The following is an 18,021-nucleotide window of genomic DNA, read 5'->3' on the forward strand; positions in this document are numbered from 1 at the left end:
CCAAGTTATGCCGTTAGCACCCTTCCGAGGTTTCCAGGAAGCCATTCTGTCAACGTTTGCCGAATCTGTACCCTGTTTCGCCAGTTGAAACCCAATCGGTCGATCGGGGAAATCAACGGCGGGCGGCGCGCCTTAACGCGGCTGGCGCCCGGCCATGGCTTCGAAGAGGTCGGCGGCCATGGCGGCACTTTCGCTGGGCTTGGTCATCCGGGTGGCGATCTCGCGGGCCCGGGTGGCGTAGGACGGGGTGAGGGTTTGTCGCAGGTCCGCCACCAGGGATTTGCTGGTGGTCTTCGAAAAGCGCCGGGCGGTACCGACTTCCAGTCGCTTGACCTGAGCCCCCCAGTAGGGCTGATCCGCCGAGCTCCAGAGGATCAACGTCGGTACTCCGGCGCGCAGGCTGGCGGCCGTGGTGCCCGACCCGCCGTGGTGGACGACCGCGCGGCAGGCGGGAAAGACCGCCGCGTAATTGACGGGCCCGACCACCTTGACGTGGTCGAAGTGGCCGACCTCGCTGAAATCCGACCCGCCGGCGCAGATCAGGGCGCGTTCGCCCAATTGCGTGCAGGCGGTGCTGATCATCTCGACCATTTCGGTGGGGGATTCGACCGGGATGCTGCCGCTGGCGAAGCAAATCGGCGGTGTTCCCGCGGCTATCCACGAGGCGACCTCGTCGTCGGTGTCGGTCGTCATCTCCATGGTCAGGGCGCCGACAAAGGGCCGCCGGCCGTCCCACTTCGACCATTCGGCCGCCAGCCCGGGAAAGCACACGTCGTCGTAGCCCTGGATTTCCAGGGATCGGCGTTCGGCGATCCGGCGGGGCGCCGGACGGGTCGCCCGCGGCAGGCCCAATTCGCGACGCTGCGCGTTCTCGACGTCCTTCGTCGAGCGCCAGAACAGCCAATCGACCAGCGTCATCGTCGAGCGGACCACGGGCGCCGGAATGGTCGGCACGAGCTGCCCGTTGGGCCGCATGGGGAAGTGGTGCATGGTGGCGAACGGAATGTCGTAGTACTCAGCAACATTCGCCGCTGCCTGCTCGAAATTGAGGCCGCTGGAAAGCATGTCGGCACCGTCGGCCAGCGGCAGCAGCGCGCCGTTGATGTCGTCCCAATAGCGGATGATCGGGTCCCAGACCTTGAGCACCAGCCTGATCGGATCGCGGATCTTCCACGCGTTGCGGAAGAAATCCGTCCACATGTTGCGCAGAAACTGCTCGTCGAGGAAGTCATGCACTTCCGGGCCGTAGGGGACCGCCGTCAGCCCGGCGGTCTCGGCGAAGTCGACGAGTTCGGGGGGGACCCCCAGGCGCACCTCGTGCCCCCTGCGGACCAGCTCCCGGCCGACCGCCACCGAAGGCTCGACATCGCCGCGAGTTCCGTAGCAGGCCAGGGCAAACTTCATTGCGGTCCTAGGTTCGGTCGTCCAGATCGACTTGCAGGTATATCGGTCATTATCGCTGGATCACCGGTGCCGGTTGCGGTTTTGGCGGCGGCCGGGGCGGGCGGGCGACACCCGCCTAGTGGGTCGGCCTCGAGACCGGGATCTCCGCCGTGGGCGCTTCGTCGAAGTCGGATTCACGGTGCAGCAGCGAGCGCACCAACGGACGCGGCCCCTCGGACCGAAGCATCCGGCTGGCCGGGCGCGGACGCACCACCTGTGGCCACCAGAACCAACGCCCCAGCAGGGCGGCGATGGTGGGTGTCATGAACGACCGCACCACCAGGGTGTCGAACAACAGCCCGAGGCCGATGGTGGTACCCACCTGACCGATGATTCGCAGGTCGCTCGCCACCATCGAGGCCATGGTGAACGCGAACACCAAGCCCGCGTTCGTCACGACCTTGCCGGTGCCGCCCATCGCCCGGATGATGCCCGTCCGGATTCCGCCGCCGATCTCCTCTTTCATCCGGGACACCAGCAGCAGGTTGTAGTCAGACCCCACCGCCAACAGGACGATCACCGACATCGGCAGCACCATCCAGTGCAGTTTGACGCCCAGCACGTACTGCCAGATGAGCACCGACATGCCGAACGAGGCGCCCAGCGAAACTGCGACCGTGCCGACAATCACCAAGGCGGCCACGAAACTTCGCGTGATGATGAGCATGATGATGAAGATCAGGCAGAGCGCACCCACCCCCGCGATGAACAGGTCGTATTGGGATCCGTCCCGGAAATCCTTGAAGGTCGACGCCGTCCCGGCGATGTAGATCTTGGCGCTCTCCAGCGGGGTCGTCTTGAGCGCCTCCTCGGCCGCCGTGCGGATCTGGTTTATCCGCCCCACGCCCTCCGGCGTGGCGGGGTCGCCCCGGTGCGAAATGATGAACCGCGCCGCCTTCCCGTCCGGGGACAAGAAGTTGGCCATCGCCTTCTTGAAGTCGGCGTTGTTGAAGATCTCGGGCGGCAGATAGAAGGAATCGTCGTTCTTGGCCGCGTCGAACGCCTCGCCCATGGCCATGGCGTCCTTGCTGTTACTGGTCATCTGCCCGATGACGCCCGACATGGTGCTGTAGTTGGTCAGCAGCATCGCCTTCATGTCCTCGGCCATGGCGATCATCGGCGGATATTGCGCGAGCAGCTCCGGCATGATCCGGTCCATGTGGTCGAGGTCGACGAGGAGATCCTTGAGTTTGTCGCTCAAAATGTCTACGCCGTCAAAGGTTTCGAAGATGGCGCGCAGCGACCAACAGATCGGGATGTCGTAGCAGTGCCGCTCCCAGTAGAAGTAGCTGCGGATGGGCCGGAAGAAATCCTCGAAATTCGCCATGTCGTCGCGCAACTCGTTGACGATGACCGTCATCTCGTGGGTCTTCATGATCGAGTCATGCGTGATGCCGGTGAGTTTCTTCTGCAATTCGTACAGCCGCTTCATCGTCGCGATCTGCTGGCCGATCAGATCGGCTTGCGCGAGCATGTCTTTCGTGCGGGCCTGGACGTATCTGATGTCCTGACTCATCATCGCGTTCTGCATGCTCAGCAGGAACGGGATCGAGGTGTGCTGGATCGGCGTCCCCTCGGGGCGGGTGATGCCCTGCACGCGCGAGATCCCCTTGACGTTGAAAATGCCCTTCGCAAGGCGGTGCAGCACAAGGAAATCCGAGGGATTACGCATGTCGTGGTCGGCTTCGATCATGAGGATCTCCGGCATCATCCGCGACTGGGAGAAGTGGCGGTCGGCGGCCGCATAGCCGACGTTTGCCGGGATGTCGCGGGGGATGTACAGCCGGTCGTTGTAGCTCGTCTTGTAGCCGGGCAGCGTGACCAGACCGACCAACGCGATGGCGATGGTCGCGACGAGGATGGGCAGGGGCCACCGGACGATCGCGGTGCCGATCCGGCGCCACCGGCCGAAGCCGATCTGGCGCGTCGGGTCGAAGAGGCCGAAGCCGCTGCCGAGCGTCAGCACCGCCGGCACCAGCGTCAGCGCGATCACGACCGAAGCGAACATGCCCACCGCACAAGGCACACCGATGGTCTGGAAGATGGGCATCCGCGTGAAACTCAGGCACAGCATCGCGCCGGCGATCGTCAAACCGGACCCCAAGACGACCGGGGCCACCCCCTGATAGGTGGTGTAGAACGCGGTCTCCCGGTCATCGCCGGCCTGACGCGCCTCCTGGTAGCGGCCGAAGAAGAAGATTCCGTAGTCCGTGCCGGCGGCCATCGCGAGCGCCACCAACAGGTTGATGGCGAACGTGGACAGCTGAACCAGGCCGTTGTCCCCGAGGAAGGCGATGATCCCGCGGGCGGCGAAGACCTCGATCCCGACCGTCAACAGCAACATGATCACGGTCGTGATCGAGCGGTAGACGAACATCAGGACGGCGAAGATGATGACGGCGCCGATCAGCGTCATCTTCAGGATGGAGCGGTCACCGCTGCTCTGCATGTCCGAAATCAGTGCGGCCGGGCCGGTGACATAGGCCTTGAGCCCCGGGGGCGGCGGATTCTTCGCGATGATCTGCCGGACCGCGGCGATCGAGTCCTGGCCCAGGGTGGTGCCCTGATTGCCGGCGAGGTTCAGCTGGACGTAAACGGCCTTGCCGTCCGGGCTTTGCGCGCCCGCCGCGGTGAGCCGATCGCCCCACAGATCCTGCACGTGCTCGATGTGCTTGGGGTCGGCCTTCAGCTCCCGAACCAAATGGTCGTAATAATCATGGGCCTCGTCACCGAGCTGCGACTGCCCCTCCAGCACAAGCATCGCGAAGCTGTCCGAGTCCGACTCCTTGAAGTCCCGGCCCATCCGCTGCATGGCCTGCACGGCCGGCGCATCCTGCGGGGCCAGCGGAACGGAATGCTCCCGACCGACGGTCTCCAGCCACGGCACGAACAGGGTCACCACCAGCGTCAGGCCCACCCACGCGAGGATGATCGGCACCGCTAGCCGGCGGATCGACCGCGCGACAACGGGGCGCCGGGTCCGTTCGGTGGTCATGCGGACCCCAAGCGGCTGCTGCTGTCCTGTGTCACGATGTTCCCCACGATTGCGCCGTCCCGTTACTCAACTGGACCCGCCGCTCAGAGCGGCTGCTTCAGCAACAGGGAACGAACCAATGGGCGGGGCCCGGTCGGCCGCAGCATGGAGCTGGCCGGGCGGGGACGCACCTGTTGCGGCCACCAGAACCAGCGTCCCAGCAACGCGGCGACCGACGGCGTCATGAACGCGCGGACGATCAGCGTGTCGAACAGGAGGCCCATACCGATGGTGGTACCGACCTGGCCGATGCTGCGCAGGTCGCTCGCCACCATCGAGGCCATGGTGAACGCGAACACCAAGCCCGCGTTGGTCACGACCTTTCCGGTACCGGCCATCGCGCGAATGATGCCCGTGTTGATGCCGGCGGCGATCTCCTCCTTCATTCGTGAGACGAGAAGCAGGTTGTAGTCAGACCCGACCGCTAGCAGCACGATCACCGAGGTGGATAGCACGGTCCAGTGCAACGGGATGTGCAGAATGTCCTGCCAGACGAGCACCGCCAGACCGAATGAGGCTCCCAGCGAAAGCAATACCGTGCCGACGATGACCATGGCGGCGATGAAACTTCGCGTCATGATCAGCATGATGATGAAGATCAGGCAGAGGGCGGAGACCCCGGCGATCAGCAGGTCGAATTTCGACCCGTCCACCAAGTCCTTGGTGATCGATGCGGTGCCGGTGAGGTAGATCTTCGAATTCTCCAGCGGCGTGCCCTTGAGCGACTCCTCGGCCGCCGTCTTGATCGCTTCCACCCGCGACAGCCCCTCGGGCGTCGCCGGGTCACCGCGTTGCGAGATGAGCAGGCGAACGTCCTTGCCGTCCGGTGACAGGAACACGCTCATGATCCGCTTGAAGGCGTCCGAGCCGTTGATGATGCCCGGCGGCAGGTAGAAGGAGTCGTCGTTGCGGGACGCGTCGAATGCCTGCCCCATGGCGCTGGGGTCCTTCGCGCTCGAATCCATCTGTCCCATCACGCCGGACATGGTGCTGTGCATGGTCAGCATCATCGTGCGCATGCTCTGCATGGTCTCGATCATCGGCGGGATCTGCATCACCAGTTGCGGTAGCAGCGCGTCGAGCTGATCGAGGTTTCCGACCAGATCGCGCAACTTGTCGTTGACCTCGTCAACGCCGTCGATCGCGTCGAAGATGGATCGGAACGAGAAGCAGATCGGGATGTCGTAGCAGTGCCGCTCCCAGTAGAAGTAGCTGCGGACCGGCCGGAAGAAGTCCTCGAAATCCGAGATGTGGTCGCGCAATTCGCTTGTGATTTCCTGCATTTCGTGCGTCTTGCCGACCATCTGGTGAGTCGTGGCGACCAGCTCGCGCATCAGGTCCAGCATGTGTTGCATGACGGCGATCATCTTGCCCATCTCGTTGGCCTGCTTGAGCATGTCGTCCATGCGGTCCTTCTGGAACGCCATGTTCTGCAGCTGGCTGGCCTGGCCCATGCTGACGATCCACGGGATCGTCGTGTGCTGAAGCGGTACCCCCTCGGGGCGGGTGACGGTCTGCACCGTCGCGATACCCGGGACCGCGAGCACGCCCTTGGCGAGCTTGTTGATCACCAGCATGTCTGCCGGGTTGCGCAGATCGTGATCCGTCTCCACCAAGAGGATCTCGGGCATCGCCATCCGCGACCCGGGGAAGTGCCGCTCGGCGGCCGCGAATCCCACGTTCGCGGGAATGCTTGCGGGAATGAACTTTTGGTCGTCGTAGCTGGGCCGGTAGTTCGGCAGCGTCAGCAACCCGATGAGCGCGACGGCCATCGTCGCGATGAGAATGGGCGCGGGCCACCGGACGATGGCCGTGCCGATCCGGCGCCACCGGTGCACCGTGATCGCCCGCTTGGGCTCGAACAGCCCGAAACGGGCGCCGGCGGCGATCAGCGCCGGCCCCAGCGTCAACGCGACGAGTACGGCGATCGAGATGCCGACGGCGCAGGGGATGCCCAGGGGCTGGAAATACGGCAACCGGGTGAAGCTGAGGCACAGCACGGCCCCGGCGATGGTCAGGCCCGAGGCCAGGACGACCTTGGCCACGCTGGCATAGGTGGTGTAGAAGGCCATTTCCCGACTTTCACCGGCCCACCGCGCCTCTTGATATCGGCCGACGAAAAATATTCCGTAGTCGGTTCCCGTCGCAATCACCGCGGCCACCAATAGGTTGACGGCGAAGGTGGTCAGACCGACGATGCCCAAATGGCCCAGTAATGCGACCATTCCCCGGGCGATTTGCAATTCCAGCCCGACTATCAGTAGCAGAAGAATTACGGTGACGACCGATCGGTAGACCAGAAGCAGGGTAATGAAGATGACCGCCAGGCTCACCAGGGTGACCAGCGCGACGGTCTTCTGCCCGGCGATGTTCATGTCGGCGATGATCGGTGCCGGGCCGGTGACGTAGACCTTGAGCCCCGGCGGCGGGTCCGCCTGCTGCACGATCTTTCGGATCGCCGCCACGGACTGGTCGCCGGCGCTGCCGCCCTGGATGCCGTTGAGGTTCACCTGCACATAGGCGGCCTTGCCGTCGGCGCTTTGCGCGGCGCCCCTGGTGAGCGGGTCGCCCCAGAAGTTCTGGACGTGCTGCACGTGCTGGTGATCGGCTTCCAGTTGCTTGACAAGCCGGTCGTAATACAGGTGCGCATCGTCGCCGAGGGGCTGCTGACCCTCCAACAGGATCATGGCCAGGGCGCCCGTATTGGTTTCCTTGAAATCGGTGCCCAGGCGTTCCATCGCCTTGAACGACGGCGCACCGATGGGGTTCAGCGGTACGGCGCGCTCCTGTTCGACCTGCTCCAGGGACGGAACGCCGATGCTGATGAGGACGGCGATCGCCAGCCACCCCAAAATGATCGGCACGGAGAATCGGCGGATCATCCGTGCGAAGAATGGCGGAGACGTCGGTTCCGTCGCCAAATCCGGGTTACTCATGTCGCCGTCAGCACGCAATAGGTGAACGCATTCATCTCGTTCGAGATCTTCTCGGTTTTGACCACACCGTCCACGAGTATACGGCAACCGAGACTTTCGCTATCTCCCTGTGCCACAACGTTTCCCACGATGGATGGGAGGTTGGTGGCGATGTCGAAGGTCCACGGGAGGGGTATTCCGTTGATGTGCTGCGGCTCGCCGTTGGCGTCGAAATAGCTGATGTCGGCCGTGGTCCCGGGCGGGCCGAAAACCTCGTATTTCACGTGCTTGGGGTTAAACGGTTTCGTGTCTTGCTGTCGGGTGTCGGCATAGGACGGGCGCTTTTCCGATCCGAAGATTCCGTGCAGTCGCGAAACGGTCAAACCGCCGGCCGCGACGACCGCCACGATGACCAACGGGATCCACGCATGCTTGAGGAATTTCAGAATTGCCGGTTGCTGGCTCCGACGGTTCTCCCGCGCAATGGCCCGCCGTTCGGTGAGGTCGGCCGACGATCGGCGACCAAAGGGCAGAAATCGGCGTCGACGAGTAGGCGGTTGGCTAATGTCGCGGCCTTTCGTGATGGCGATATCGGGCCGGGCCCGCACGTCGGGTTCGACCACCGCACCCCCTTCTACCCCAATCGGACGTCTCTTGCCATATCCGCCGGCCCGGACAAACTGTTACATGGCGATCGCGACGCCAGACTGCGGCACATCGAACGCGGTGTACGTCGCAGCCTAGTCGTTCTTCGGTACCTCGTTCGAGCCCTGCCCCCCGGCGGCCGTGACCAGTGTCTTCATGAGTAAACCACGACGATCGTCTCCGTATCGGGCCTTCGACAAGGAGATACGGGATCGTAATGCATACCGCGTGCGTAACGCACGTCGGACCGCCGGACCGCATCGTTCGTCCACGTGCGCCCGGCGGACCCCCGGGGGCCGGCTTCCGCGGCGCCGCCGGCGTCGCCGCGGGCCCGCCGCGGGGTGATTTTCCCGGCGGCTTCCGGGTCGGTAGGCTGGGCGGCGACAAGCACCCACAAATGCATCGTCCTCGAAGGCCGAGCCAACCCAATCGCGAGCCGCATCGGTAAGCCATTGTCGCAGCTCACAGCAGCCAACGGCGGCAGCTGCGCAGCCTGCACCAGCCCAATATTTAGGCAGCGTTAAGAGCCTGGCAGGTAGCACTGGGAACTTTGTCCAAACCTCGGACGCGCGGTGGTGCCTCCAGTATGGTTTGGAACCGTTCCACTCGTGTCAACTAGACGTCTCTGGAGAATTGTGAGCATCAACCCGTTCGACGACGACAACGGTAGTTTTTACGTCTTGGTAAACGACGAGGAGCAACACAGCCTGTGGCCGGCGTTCGCCGACGTTCCCGCCGGCTGGCGAGTGGTGTACGGCGAGACGGACCGGGCCGCATGTTTGGAGTACATCGAACAGAACTGGCCTGACATTCGGCCAAAGAGCCTGCGGGACAAGCTCGCAACGGGCCGGGGTTTTGAGCAGTAACGAGTCGGGGTATGGGGCGGGTGGAGCTTTGGGGGAGTCGATGGAGGTTGGTGATCGCGCACTTCCGCTGACGCGCGGGCAGCTGGACATCTGGCTTTCGCAGGAAACGGGCTACGTCGGCACGGAGTGGCAACTCGGGCTCTTGGTGAAAATCGAGGGTCCGGTAGATCGTGAGGCGCTCGAGCGCGCCATCACGCAGGCGGTGTCTGAGGCCGAATCCGGTCGGGTGTCGTTCTTCGAAGTGGACGGCCAGGTTGTCCAGAAACCGATCGATTACCCGCACATCGAGTTGACCTTCCACGACCTCACGGCCTCGCCCGACCCCGTGGCGGAGGCCCGCGCGATGTCGTCGTCGATCCAGCGCACCCCGATGGCGTTGAACGGTCAGCTCTTCAAATTCGTGTTATTCCAGACACAGGCCGAAGAGTTTTATTTGTTCGGTTGCTGCCACCACATAGCAATTGATGGATTGGGTATGGCGCTGGTCTGCCGTCGGGTTTCGACCATTTATTCGGCCATGGTGGCCGGAAAGCCCATTCCCGACGCCTATTTCGGGTCGACGCAGGATTTGGTGAACCTGGAGGCCGAATACGAAGCGTCCGCCGAATATCTGGAAGATCAGGAGTATTGGAGCAACAACCTTCCGCCCGAAAGCGGATGGGTCGAGCGGCCCACCGACGGCCCGCGCGGCAAGGACCATTACTCTCCGTCGGCGTCCGTGCAGTTGGACCCCTCCGTCACCACCCGGATCAAGGAACTGTCCAAGAAGCTGGGCATCCGCCGGTTCTCCGTCACCACCGCCGCCTGCGCGCTCCTGGTGCGGGCGTGGTCGGGGAGCGGTTCGGAGGTGGCCCTCGACTTCCCGGTGAGCCGGCGGGTGCGTCCGGAATCGAAGACACTGCCCGGGATGTTCGCCGGCGTCGTGCCGCTGGTCCTGAGCACGTCCCCCACGTCGACCGTCGCCGATTTCTGCAAGCACGTCGACATCCGGATTCGGGAGTTGCTGCACCATCAGCGATTTCCGGTGCACACCCTCGAAAGCGACGGGCTGAGACAGGCCGCGACCCGGGTCGGCATCAACTTCATCCCGATGCGGCTGACCCTGGACCTGGCCGGCTCCCCGGCGACGGCCACCTACACCAACCACGGGCCGGTGGGGCATTTCAGCCTGTTCTTCCTGGGCGCCGGCGACCAGCTTTTCCTGTCCACCGCCGGACCGGGCCAACCGTTCGCGGACTTCGGCGTCGCCGACCTCGCGGCACGGATGCAGCAGGTGCTGGAGGAGATGACCGCCGACCCGGAGCGGTGGCTGTCCTCGATCGACCTGCTGGCCGCCGACGAGCCGGCCAAGCTCGACGAGTGGAGCAACCGGCCGGCCTTGACCGAACCGGTGCCCGCGCCGGTGTCGATCCCGGTGGCGTTCGCCGAGCACGTGCAGGCCGCGCCCGACGCCCTGGCGGTGACCTGCTCCGCCAAGTCGTTGACCTACGCCGAACTCGACGAGGCGTCCAACCGGCTGGCGCACCTGCTGGCCGGACATGGGGTTGGGCCGGGTGACTGCGTAGCGGTGATGTTCCCCCGCTGTGCCGACGCGATCGTCGCCATGCTCGCGGTGCTCAAAACCGGCGCGGCCTACGTGCCGATCGACCCGGCGCACTCCGCGGCGCGCATGGAGTTCGTGCTCGAGGACGCGGCGGTGAGCGCCGTGATCACCCTGGCGGATCTGCGTTCGCGGCTCGACGGGCGTGACCTGCTGGTCGTCGACGTGCACGACCCCGCCGTCGAGACCCAGCCCAGCACCGCGCTGCCCGCACCGGCCGCGGAGAACATCGCCTACATCATCTACACCTCCGGGACCACCGGAACCCCCAAAGGCGTTGCCATTCCTCATCTCAACGTCACCTGGCTGATCGAGTCGCTCGACGCCGGCCTGCCGAAGGGCCAGGTGTGGACGCAGTGCCACTCCGCGGCCTTCGACTTCTCCGTGTGGGAGATTTTCGGCGCCCTGCTGCGGGGCAGGCGCCTGCTGGTGGTGCCCGAGTCGGTGGCGAGCTCCCCCGAAGACCTGCACGACCTGCTGGTCGCGGAGAAGGTCAGCGTCCTCACCCAGACCCCGTCCTCGGTTGCGATGTTGCCGGCGGACGGGTTGGAGTCCACCGCCCTGGTGGTGGCCGGCGAGGCCTGCCCGGCCGACGTGGTCAACCGGTGGGCGGCGTCCGGGCGGGTGATGCTCGACGCCTACGGCCCGACCGAAACCACCGTGTGCGCGTCGATCAGCACGCCGCTAACCGCGGGATCCGCCGTGGTGCCGATCGGTTCGCCGATCACCGGTGCGGCGATGTTCGTGCTGGACAAGTGGTTACAGCCGGTTCCGGCCGGCGTCGTCGGTGAGTTGTATCTGGCGGGCCGCGGCGTCGGGATCGGGTACGTGCGCCGGCCCGGCCTGACGGCCTCCCGCTTCGTCGCCAACCCGTTCGGCGGTCCGGGGGCGCGGATGTACCGCACCGGCGACCTGGTCTGCTGGGGCGAGGACGGGCAGCTGCAGTACTTCGGCCGCTCCGACGAGCAGGTCAAGATCCGTGGCTACCGCATCGAGCTCGGCGAGATCCAATCGGTGCTCAAGGGCCTCGACGGGGTGGACCAGGCGGCCGTGATCGCCCGCGAGGACCGGCCCGGCGACAAGCGCCTGGTGGGATACATCACCGGGACGGCCGATCCGGCCGCGATCCGGGCCGCGCTGGCCGACCGCCTCCCGCCGTACATGGTGCCGGCCGCGGTCGTGGTGCTGGACGCCCTGCCGTTGACCGGCAACGGCAAGCTCGACCGGCGCGCGCTGCCGGCCCCCGAATACGCCACCGCCGAATATCGCGCTCCCGGCGACGCCGTCGAGGAGCTGCTGGCCGACATCTACGCCCAGGTGCTTGGGCTGGAGCGAGTCGGGGTCGACGCGTCGTTCTTCGACCTGGGTGGCGACAGCATTCTGTCGATGCAGGTGGTGGCCCGCGCCCGCGCGGCCGGCATCCTGTTCCGGCCTCGCGACGTGTTCGTCGAGCAGACGGTTTCCCGGCTGGCCCGGGTCGCCGAGGTGGCCGCCGACGGCGCCGCCGGCACCGGCGACGACGGCGTCGGGCCGGTCGTCGCGACCCCGATCATGCGGTGGCTTCAGAGCATCGACGGCCCCATCGAGCAGTTCAACCAGACCATGGTGGTGCGGGCCCCGGCCGGGGCGACCGAGGCCGACGTGGTGGTGGTGCTGCAGGCGCTGCTGGACCGGCATGCCGCGCTGCGGCTGCGCGCCGACGACGACGGCGCCGGCGGCTGGTCGCTGCAGGTGCCCGAGGTCGGCTCCGTGGACGCGCGCGGTTGCGTGCACCTCGTCGACGCGTTGTCCGACGAGGCGCTCGCGGAGTCGCGGTCGCGGTTGAACCCGGCGGCCGGTGTCATGGTCAGTGCGGCGTGGGCGGAGTCCGCGGGCCAGCTGGCGCTGATCATCCACCACCTGGCCGTCGACGGGGTGTCGTGGCGAATCCTGTTGGAAGACTTCAACATCGCGTGGGCCCAGCACCACAACGGGCAGCCCATCGCCTTGCCGGCGCCCGGGACGTCGTTCGCCCGGTGGTCGTCGCTGCTTCAGGAGTACGCGCAACGTCCCGACGTGGTGGCCCGGGCCGACGAATGGCGGCAGGTGGCGAGCACCCCGGCCGCGTTGCCGGCGGTGCAACCCGACGTCGACACGTACGTCAACGCCGGTCAGCTGTCCGTCTCGCTGGACGTGGAGACGACCCGGCTGCTGCTCGGCGAGGTGCCGGCCGCGTTCCACGCCGGCGTGGGCGACATCCTGTTGATCGCTTTCGGGTTGGCGTTCGCCGAATTCCTGGGGACCGGCGCGACGCCGATCGGCATCGACGTGGAGGGTCACGGGCGTCAGGAGGAGCTGGCTCCCCGGGTCGACCTGTCGCGCACGGTGGGCTGGTTCACCACCAAGTACCCGGTGGCATTGAAGGGCGGCCGGCTGAACTGGTCGCAGGTGGTGGCCGGCGAGGCCGGGCTGGGCGCGGTGATCAAGGACGCCAAGGAACAGCTGCGCGGGCTGCCCGACGGCCTGACCTACGGCCTGCTGCGCTACCTCAACGCCGAGGTGGACCTGGACGGGTCCGACCCGGTGATCGGGTTCAATTACCTGGGCCGGCTCGGCGCGGGCGCCGACCTCTCCGAGGACCTGTGGCGCGTCAGCCACGACAGTCTGGCCGTTGCCGCCGTCGCCACCGCGGTGCCCATGCCGTTGGCGCACACCGTCGAACTCAACGCCGGCACCATGGACACCGAGGCCGGCCCGCACCTGCAGGCCAACTGGACCTGGGCCCCGTCGGCGCTCGACCACGAGCGCGTTAATCGCTTGAGCCAGTTGTGGTTTGAGGCGCTGTCCGGAATCTGTGCGCACGTCAAGGCCGGTGGCGGCGGGCTGACCCCGTCCGACATCGCCCCCGCGCATCTGAGCCAGCAGCAGATCGACGACCTGTGCCGGCAAGGCGGCGTCGCCGACGTGCTGCCGCTGACCCCGGTGCAGCAGGGCCTGCTGTTCCACACCGCTTTCGCGCAGGACCTCGACGACCTCTACGCGGTACAGCTCGGGATCACCGTCAGCGGTGCCCTGGACGCGCAACGCCTGCGCGAGGCGGTGCACACCGCCGTCAAGCGCCACCCCAACCTGGTCGCCCGCTTCTCCGAAGACTTCGGCGAGCCCGTGCAGGTCATCCCCGCCGAGCCCGAAATGGCTTGGCGCTACGTCGAATTGGACGGCGGCAACGTCGACGAGCAGGTCGAGAGGCTGTGCGCCGAGGAACGCGCCGCGGTGTGCGACCTGGCCGGCCAGCCGTCGTTCCGGGGCGCGCTGATCCGCACGGCGCCCGACCGGCACCGGGTCGTGCTCACCATTCACCACATCGTGGTGGACGGCTGGTCGCTGCCCGTGCTGCTACAGGAAGTCTTCGCCAGCTACTACGGCGAGCGGCTGCCCGCAGCCCCGTCGTACCGCAACTTCGTCACCTGGCTGACCAGTCAGGACCGCGCCGCCGCGCAGGCGGCCTGGGCCCAGGCGCTGGCCGGGTTCGAAACCCCCACCCTGGTCGGCCCGCTCGGACAGATCGGGCGCCGCGGCGTCGCCGCCTTCCACGTGCCCGCCGACACCACCCGCGCGCTGGGCGAGCTGGCGCGCTCGTGCCGCACCACCATCAGCACCGTGCTGCAGGGTGCGTGGACCCAGCTGCTGACCTGGCTGACCGGCCAGCACGACGTGGCCTTCGGCACCGCGGTCTCGGGGCGGCCCACCGAACTGGCCGGCGCGGACGCGATGGTCGGCCTGCTGATCAACACCGTCCCCGTGCGGGCCACCATCACCGCGACGACCACCGTCGCCGAACTGCTCGACCAGCTGCAGCGCCTGCACAACGACACCGTTGACTACGAGCACCTGGCGCTGCCCGAAATCCACCGGGTCACCGGACACGACCAGTTGTTCGACACCCTCTTCCTCTACGAGAACTATCCGATCGACGCGGGCGCGTTGCTGGGCGTCCACGAGCTGGCCGTCACCGACTTCAGCAGCCGGGAGTACAACCACTACCCGCTGTCCGTGGTGGCCTCCCCGGGTCACGAACTGGGCCTGCGCGTCGAGTTCGACACCGAGGTGTTCAACCCCGCCGCGATCGAGACGCTGATCGACCGGCTGCAGCAGGTCATGGTGGCTATGACCGCCGATCCCGCCCAGCGCCTGTCCGCGATCGACCTGCTCGACGCCAACGAGCACGACCGGCTGGACGAATGGGGCAACCGCGCCGTGCTGGCCGAGCCGGCCCCGAAGCTGGCCTCGATTCCCGAGCTGTTCGCCGCGCAGGCCGCCCGCGCCCCGGAGGCGACGGCGATCACCGATGATGAGCGTTCGTGGACGTATGGCGAGGTGGAGGAGGCGGCGAATCGGTTGGCCCACCTGTTGGTGAGCCGGGGCGCTGGCCCGGGCGAGCGGGTGGCGGTGTTGTTCCCCCGGACGGCCGAGGCCGTGGTGGCGATTTTGGGGGTGCTCAAGACCGGGGCGGCGTATGTGCCGGTGGATCCGACGGTGCCGGCGGCGCGTATCGAGTTTGTGTTGGGTGATGCCGCGCCGGTCGCGGCGGTTACGACCGCGGCGGTGCGCTCGCGCCTGGACGGGTCGAACCTGGACATCATCGATTTCGATGACCCTGCCGTGGCGAGCCAACCCGGTGACGGGCTGCCGGCGCCGTCGGCGGAGGACGTCGCTTATCTCATCTATACGTCGGGTACCACCGGCACCCCGAAGGGGGTGGCGATCCCGCACCGCAATGTGACTCAGTTGTTGGAGTCGCTGGATGCGCAGTTGGCGTTGGGGCAGGTGTGGACGCAGTGCCATTCGTTGGCGTTCGACTTTTCGGTGTGGGAGATCTTCGGGTCGCTGCTGTATGGGGGCCGGTTGGTGATGGTGCCGGATGCGGTGGTGCGTTCGCCGGAGGAGTTGCACGCGATGTTGGTGCGCGAGCAGGTCAGTGTGTTGAGTCAGACGCCGTCGGCGTTTTATGCGTTGCAGACCGCTGATGCGTTGGCCCCGGAGTTGGGTCAGCAGCTGAAGTTGCAGACGGTGGTGTTTGGTGGGGAGGCGCTCGAGCCGCATCGGCTGGGCAAGTGGTTGCATCACCATCCGGGGTTGCCGCGGTTGATCAATATGTATGGCATCACCGAGACCACGGTGCATGCGTCGTTTCGGGAGATCGTGGATGGCGACGTGGACAGCAACGCCAGCCCGATCGGGGTGCCGTTGGCGCATCTGGGGTTCTTTGTGTTGGATGGCTGGTTGCGGCCGGTGCCCGAGGGTGTGGTCGGTGAGTTGTATGTGGCCGGCCGGGGTTTGGCGCACGGTTATGTGGGCCGGTCGGGGTTGTCGGCGACGCGGTTTGTGGCGTGTCCGTTCGGGGGGGCCGGCGCGCGGATGTATCGCACCGGGGATTTGGTGCGCTGGGGTGCCGATGGCCAGCTGCAGTACATGGGCCGCGCCGATGAACAGGTCAAGATCCGCGGCTACCGCATCGAACTCGGCGAGGTCCACGCGGCCCTGGCCGCGCTCGATGGCGTCAACGAAGCGGCGGTGATCGCCCGCGAGGACCGCCCCGGCGACAAGCGGCTGGTCGGCTACGTGACCGGGACCGCCGACCCGGCCGAGATCCGCGAGCGGCTTGGCGAGCGGCTGCCGACCTACATGGTGCCCACCGCGGTGGTGGTGCTCGAGGCGCTGCCGTTGACCGTCAACGGCAAGCTCGACACCCGCGCCCTGCCCGCACCCGACTATCGCAGCAGCGAATACCGCCCACCGGCGACAATGACCGAGGAGATCCTGGCCGGCATCTACGCCCAGGTGCTCGGGGTGGACCGCGTCGGCGTCGACGACTCCTTCTTCGACCTCGGCGGGGATTCCTTGTCCGCCATGCGGTTGATGGCCGCGGTCAACACCGGTCTAGACGCCCACCTCGAAGTGCGGACCCTCTTCGAGGCCCCCACCATTCGCCAATTGGCGCCACGCCTGGGCGCCGCCGAGGACAGGCCGGCCCGGGTGGTGGCAGGTCCGCGCCCCGCGGTGGTGCCGTTGTCGTTCGCCCAGAACCGATTGTGGTTCACCGACCAGTTGCAAGGACCGTCGCCGGTCTACAACATGGCCGCCGCGATGCACTTGGACGGCGACTTGGACGTCGATGCGCTCGCGGCGGCGCTGGCCGATGTCGTGGCCCGACACGAAACCCTGCGCACCGTGTTCATCGCACCCGAAGGCACACCGCGGCAGGTGGTCATCCCCGCCGCGCAGGCCGACATCGGTTGGCGGCGGGTCGACGCCGGCGGTTGGTCGCCGAGCCGCCTCACCGAGGCCATCGAGACCGCGGCACGCCACACGTTCGATCTGAGCGCCGAAATCCCCTTGCGCGCCGTGCTTTTCCGTGTCGCCGCCAACCGGCACGTGCTGGTGGCCGTCGCCCACCACATCGCGGCCGACGGGTGGTCACTGGCGCCGCTGGTGCGCGACCTCGGCGCGGCCTACGCCAGCCGGTGCGCGGGCGAGCCACCCGCCTGGGCACCGCTGCCGGTGCAGTACGTCGACTACACGCTGTGGCAGCACGCCCGGTTCGGCGAACTGGATGATCCATCCAGCGCCATCGCCGGGCAGCTTAGGTACTGGCAACAGGCCCTGGCCGACCTGCCCGAGCACCTCGCACTACCCACCGACCGGCCCTACCCGTTGGAGGCCGATTATCGCGGCTCCAGCGTCACCGTCGAGTGGCCGGCGAAACTGCAGCAACGCGTGCGCGAGGTGGCCCGCGACCACAACGTGACGAGCTTCATGGTGGTCCAGGCCGCGTTGGCGGTGCTGCTGGCCAAGATGAGCGCGACATCCGATGTGGCGGTGGGCTTCCCAATCGCCGGACGGCAGGACCCGGCGCTGGATGAGCTGGTCGGATTCTTCGTCAACACGTTGGTGCTCCGGGTCGATCTCACCGGAAACCCCACGCTCGGTGAGGTATTGGCCCAGGTGCGGCAACGCAGCCTCGCGGCCTACGAACACCAGGACGTGCCCTTCGAGGTACTGGTGGAGCGGCTCAACCCCACCCGCAGCCTCGCCCATCACCCGCTGGTGCAGGTCATGCTGACCTGGCAGAACGGTAGCCCCGCCGAACTCAGCCTGGGCGACGTGGAAGTCACCCCGCTGGCGCTGGAAAACCGCACGGCGCGAATGGATCTGGTGTTCTCGCTGGCCGAGCGTTGGACCGCGGACGGCCGGCCGGCCGGCGTCGACGGGGCGGTCGAGTTCCGCACCGACGTGTTCGACGCCGACACCGTCGAGGCGCTCATCACCCGGTTGGAGCGGGTGTTGGTCGCACTGACGAACAACACCACCCGGCGGCTGTCGGCGGTCGATGTGCTCGATGTCGGTGAGCGCGCTTGGTTGGACGGGGTGGGTAATCGGGTGGTGTTGGGCCAGCCTTGGGCGCCGGTGTCGATTCCGGCGTTGTTCGGCGCGCAGGTGGCGCGTCGCCCGGAGGCGCCGGCGGTGTCGTTCGGGGGG

General features: G+C 66.7%; 6 protein-coding genes. 2 read left to right on the forward strand and 4 right to left on the reverse strand.

Going from position 1 to position 18,021, the window contains the following annotated elements:
* Nucleotides 1-132 precede the first annotated feature (132 nt).
* From A5730_RS08650 to A5730_RS08665, 4 genes are all read right to left on the reverse strand, one after another.
* A complete protein-coding gene (locus tag A5730_RS08650; RefSeq protein WP_067898360.1) occupies nt 133-1,404 on the reverse strand; it encodes a glycosyltransferase in 1,272 nt (423 codons plus the stop codon).
* 115 nt (nt 1,405-1,519) lie between these two features.
* A complete protein-coding gene (locus tag A5730_RS08655) occupies nt 1,520-4,438 on the reverse strand; it encodes an RND family transporter (protein ID WP_067898363.1) in 2,919 nt (972 codons plus the stop codon).
* A gap of 83 nt (nt 4,439-4,521) precedes the next feature.
* Nucleotides 4,522-7,413 (reverse strand): RND family transporter, encoded by a 2,892-nt coding sequence (locus tag A5730_RS08660; protein WP_067898366.1) that lies wholly within the window; start codon nt 7,411-7,413, stop codon nt 4,522-4,524.
* The gene (locus A5730_RS08665; RefSeq protein ID WP_369829863.1) at nt 7,410-7,877 is read right to left on the reverse strand and encodes an MmpS family protein; all 468 of its coding nucleotides are present in this window, start codon (nt 7,875-7,877) and stop codon (nt 7,410-7,412) included. Before A5730_RS08665 ends, A5730_RS08660 begins: the two co-directional genes overlap by 4 nt.
* Before the next feature lie 795 nt (nt 7,878-8,672).
* Between A5730_RS08665 and A5730_RS08670 the strand changes: the two genes are divergently transcribed.
* Complete coding sequence (locus tag A5730_RS08670) at nt 8,673-8,903, forward strand: MbtH family protein (protein ID WP_046186970.1); 231 nt, start codon at nt 8,673-8,675, stop codon at nt 8,901-8,903.
* A gap of 40 nt (nt 8,904-8,943) precedes the next feature.
* Nucleotides 8,944-18,021 (forward strand): non-ribosomal peptide synthetase (locus A5730_RS08675; RefSeq protein ID WP_082946763.1); only part of this gene is annotated, 9,078 nt, incomplete at its 3' end.

It is taken from the genome of Mycobacterium sp. ACS4054 (assembly GCF_001667275.1).
Classification (GTDB): Bacteria; Actinomycetota; Actinomycetes; order Mycobacteriales; family Mycobacteriaceae; genus Mycobacterium.

Coding starts and splice junctions, on each gene's coding strand:
- A5730_RS08650 (WP_067898360.1), bottom strand. CDS start 1,404: ATGAAGTTTGCCCTGGCCTGCTACGGAACTCGCGGCGATGTCGAGCCT.
- A5730_RS08655 (WP_067898363.1), bottom strand. CDS start 4,438: ATGACCACCGAACGGACCCGGCGCCCCGTTGTCGCGCGGTCGATCCGC.
- A5730_RS08660 (WP_067898366.1), bottom strand. CDS start 7,413: ATGAGTAACCCGGATTTGGCGACGGAACCGACGTCTCCGCCATTCTTC.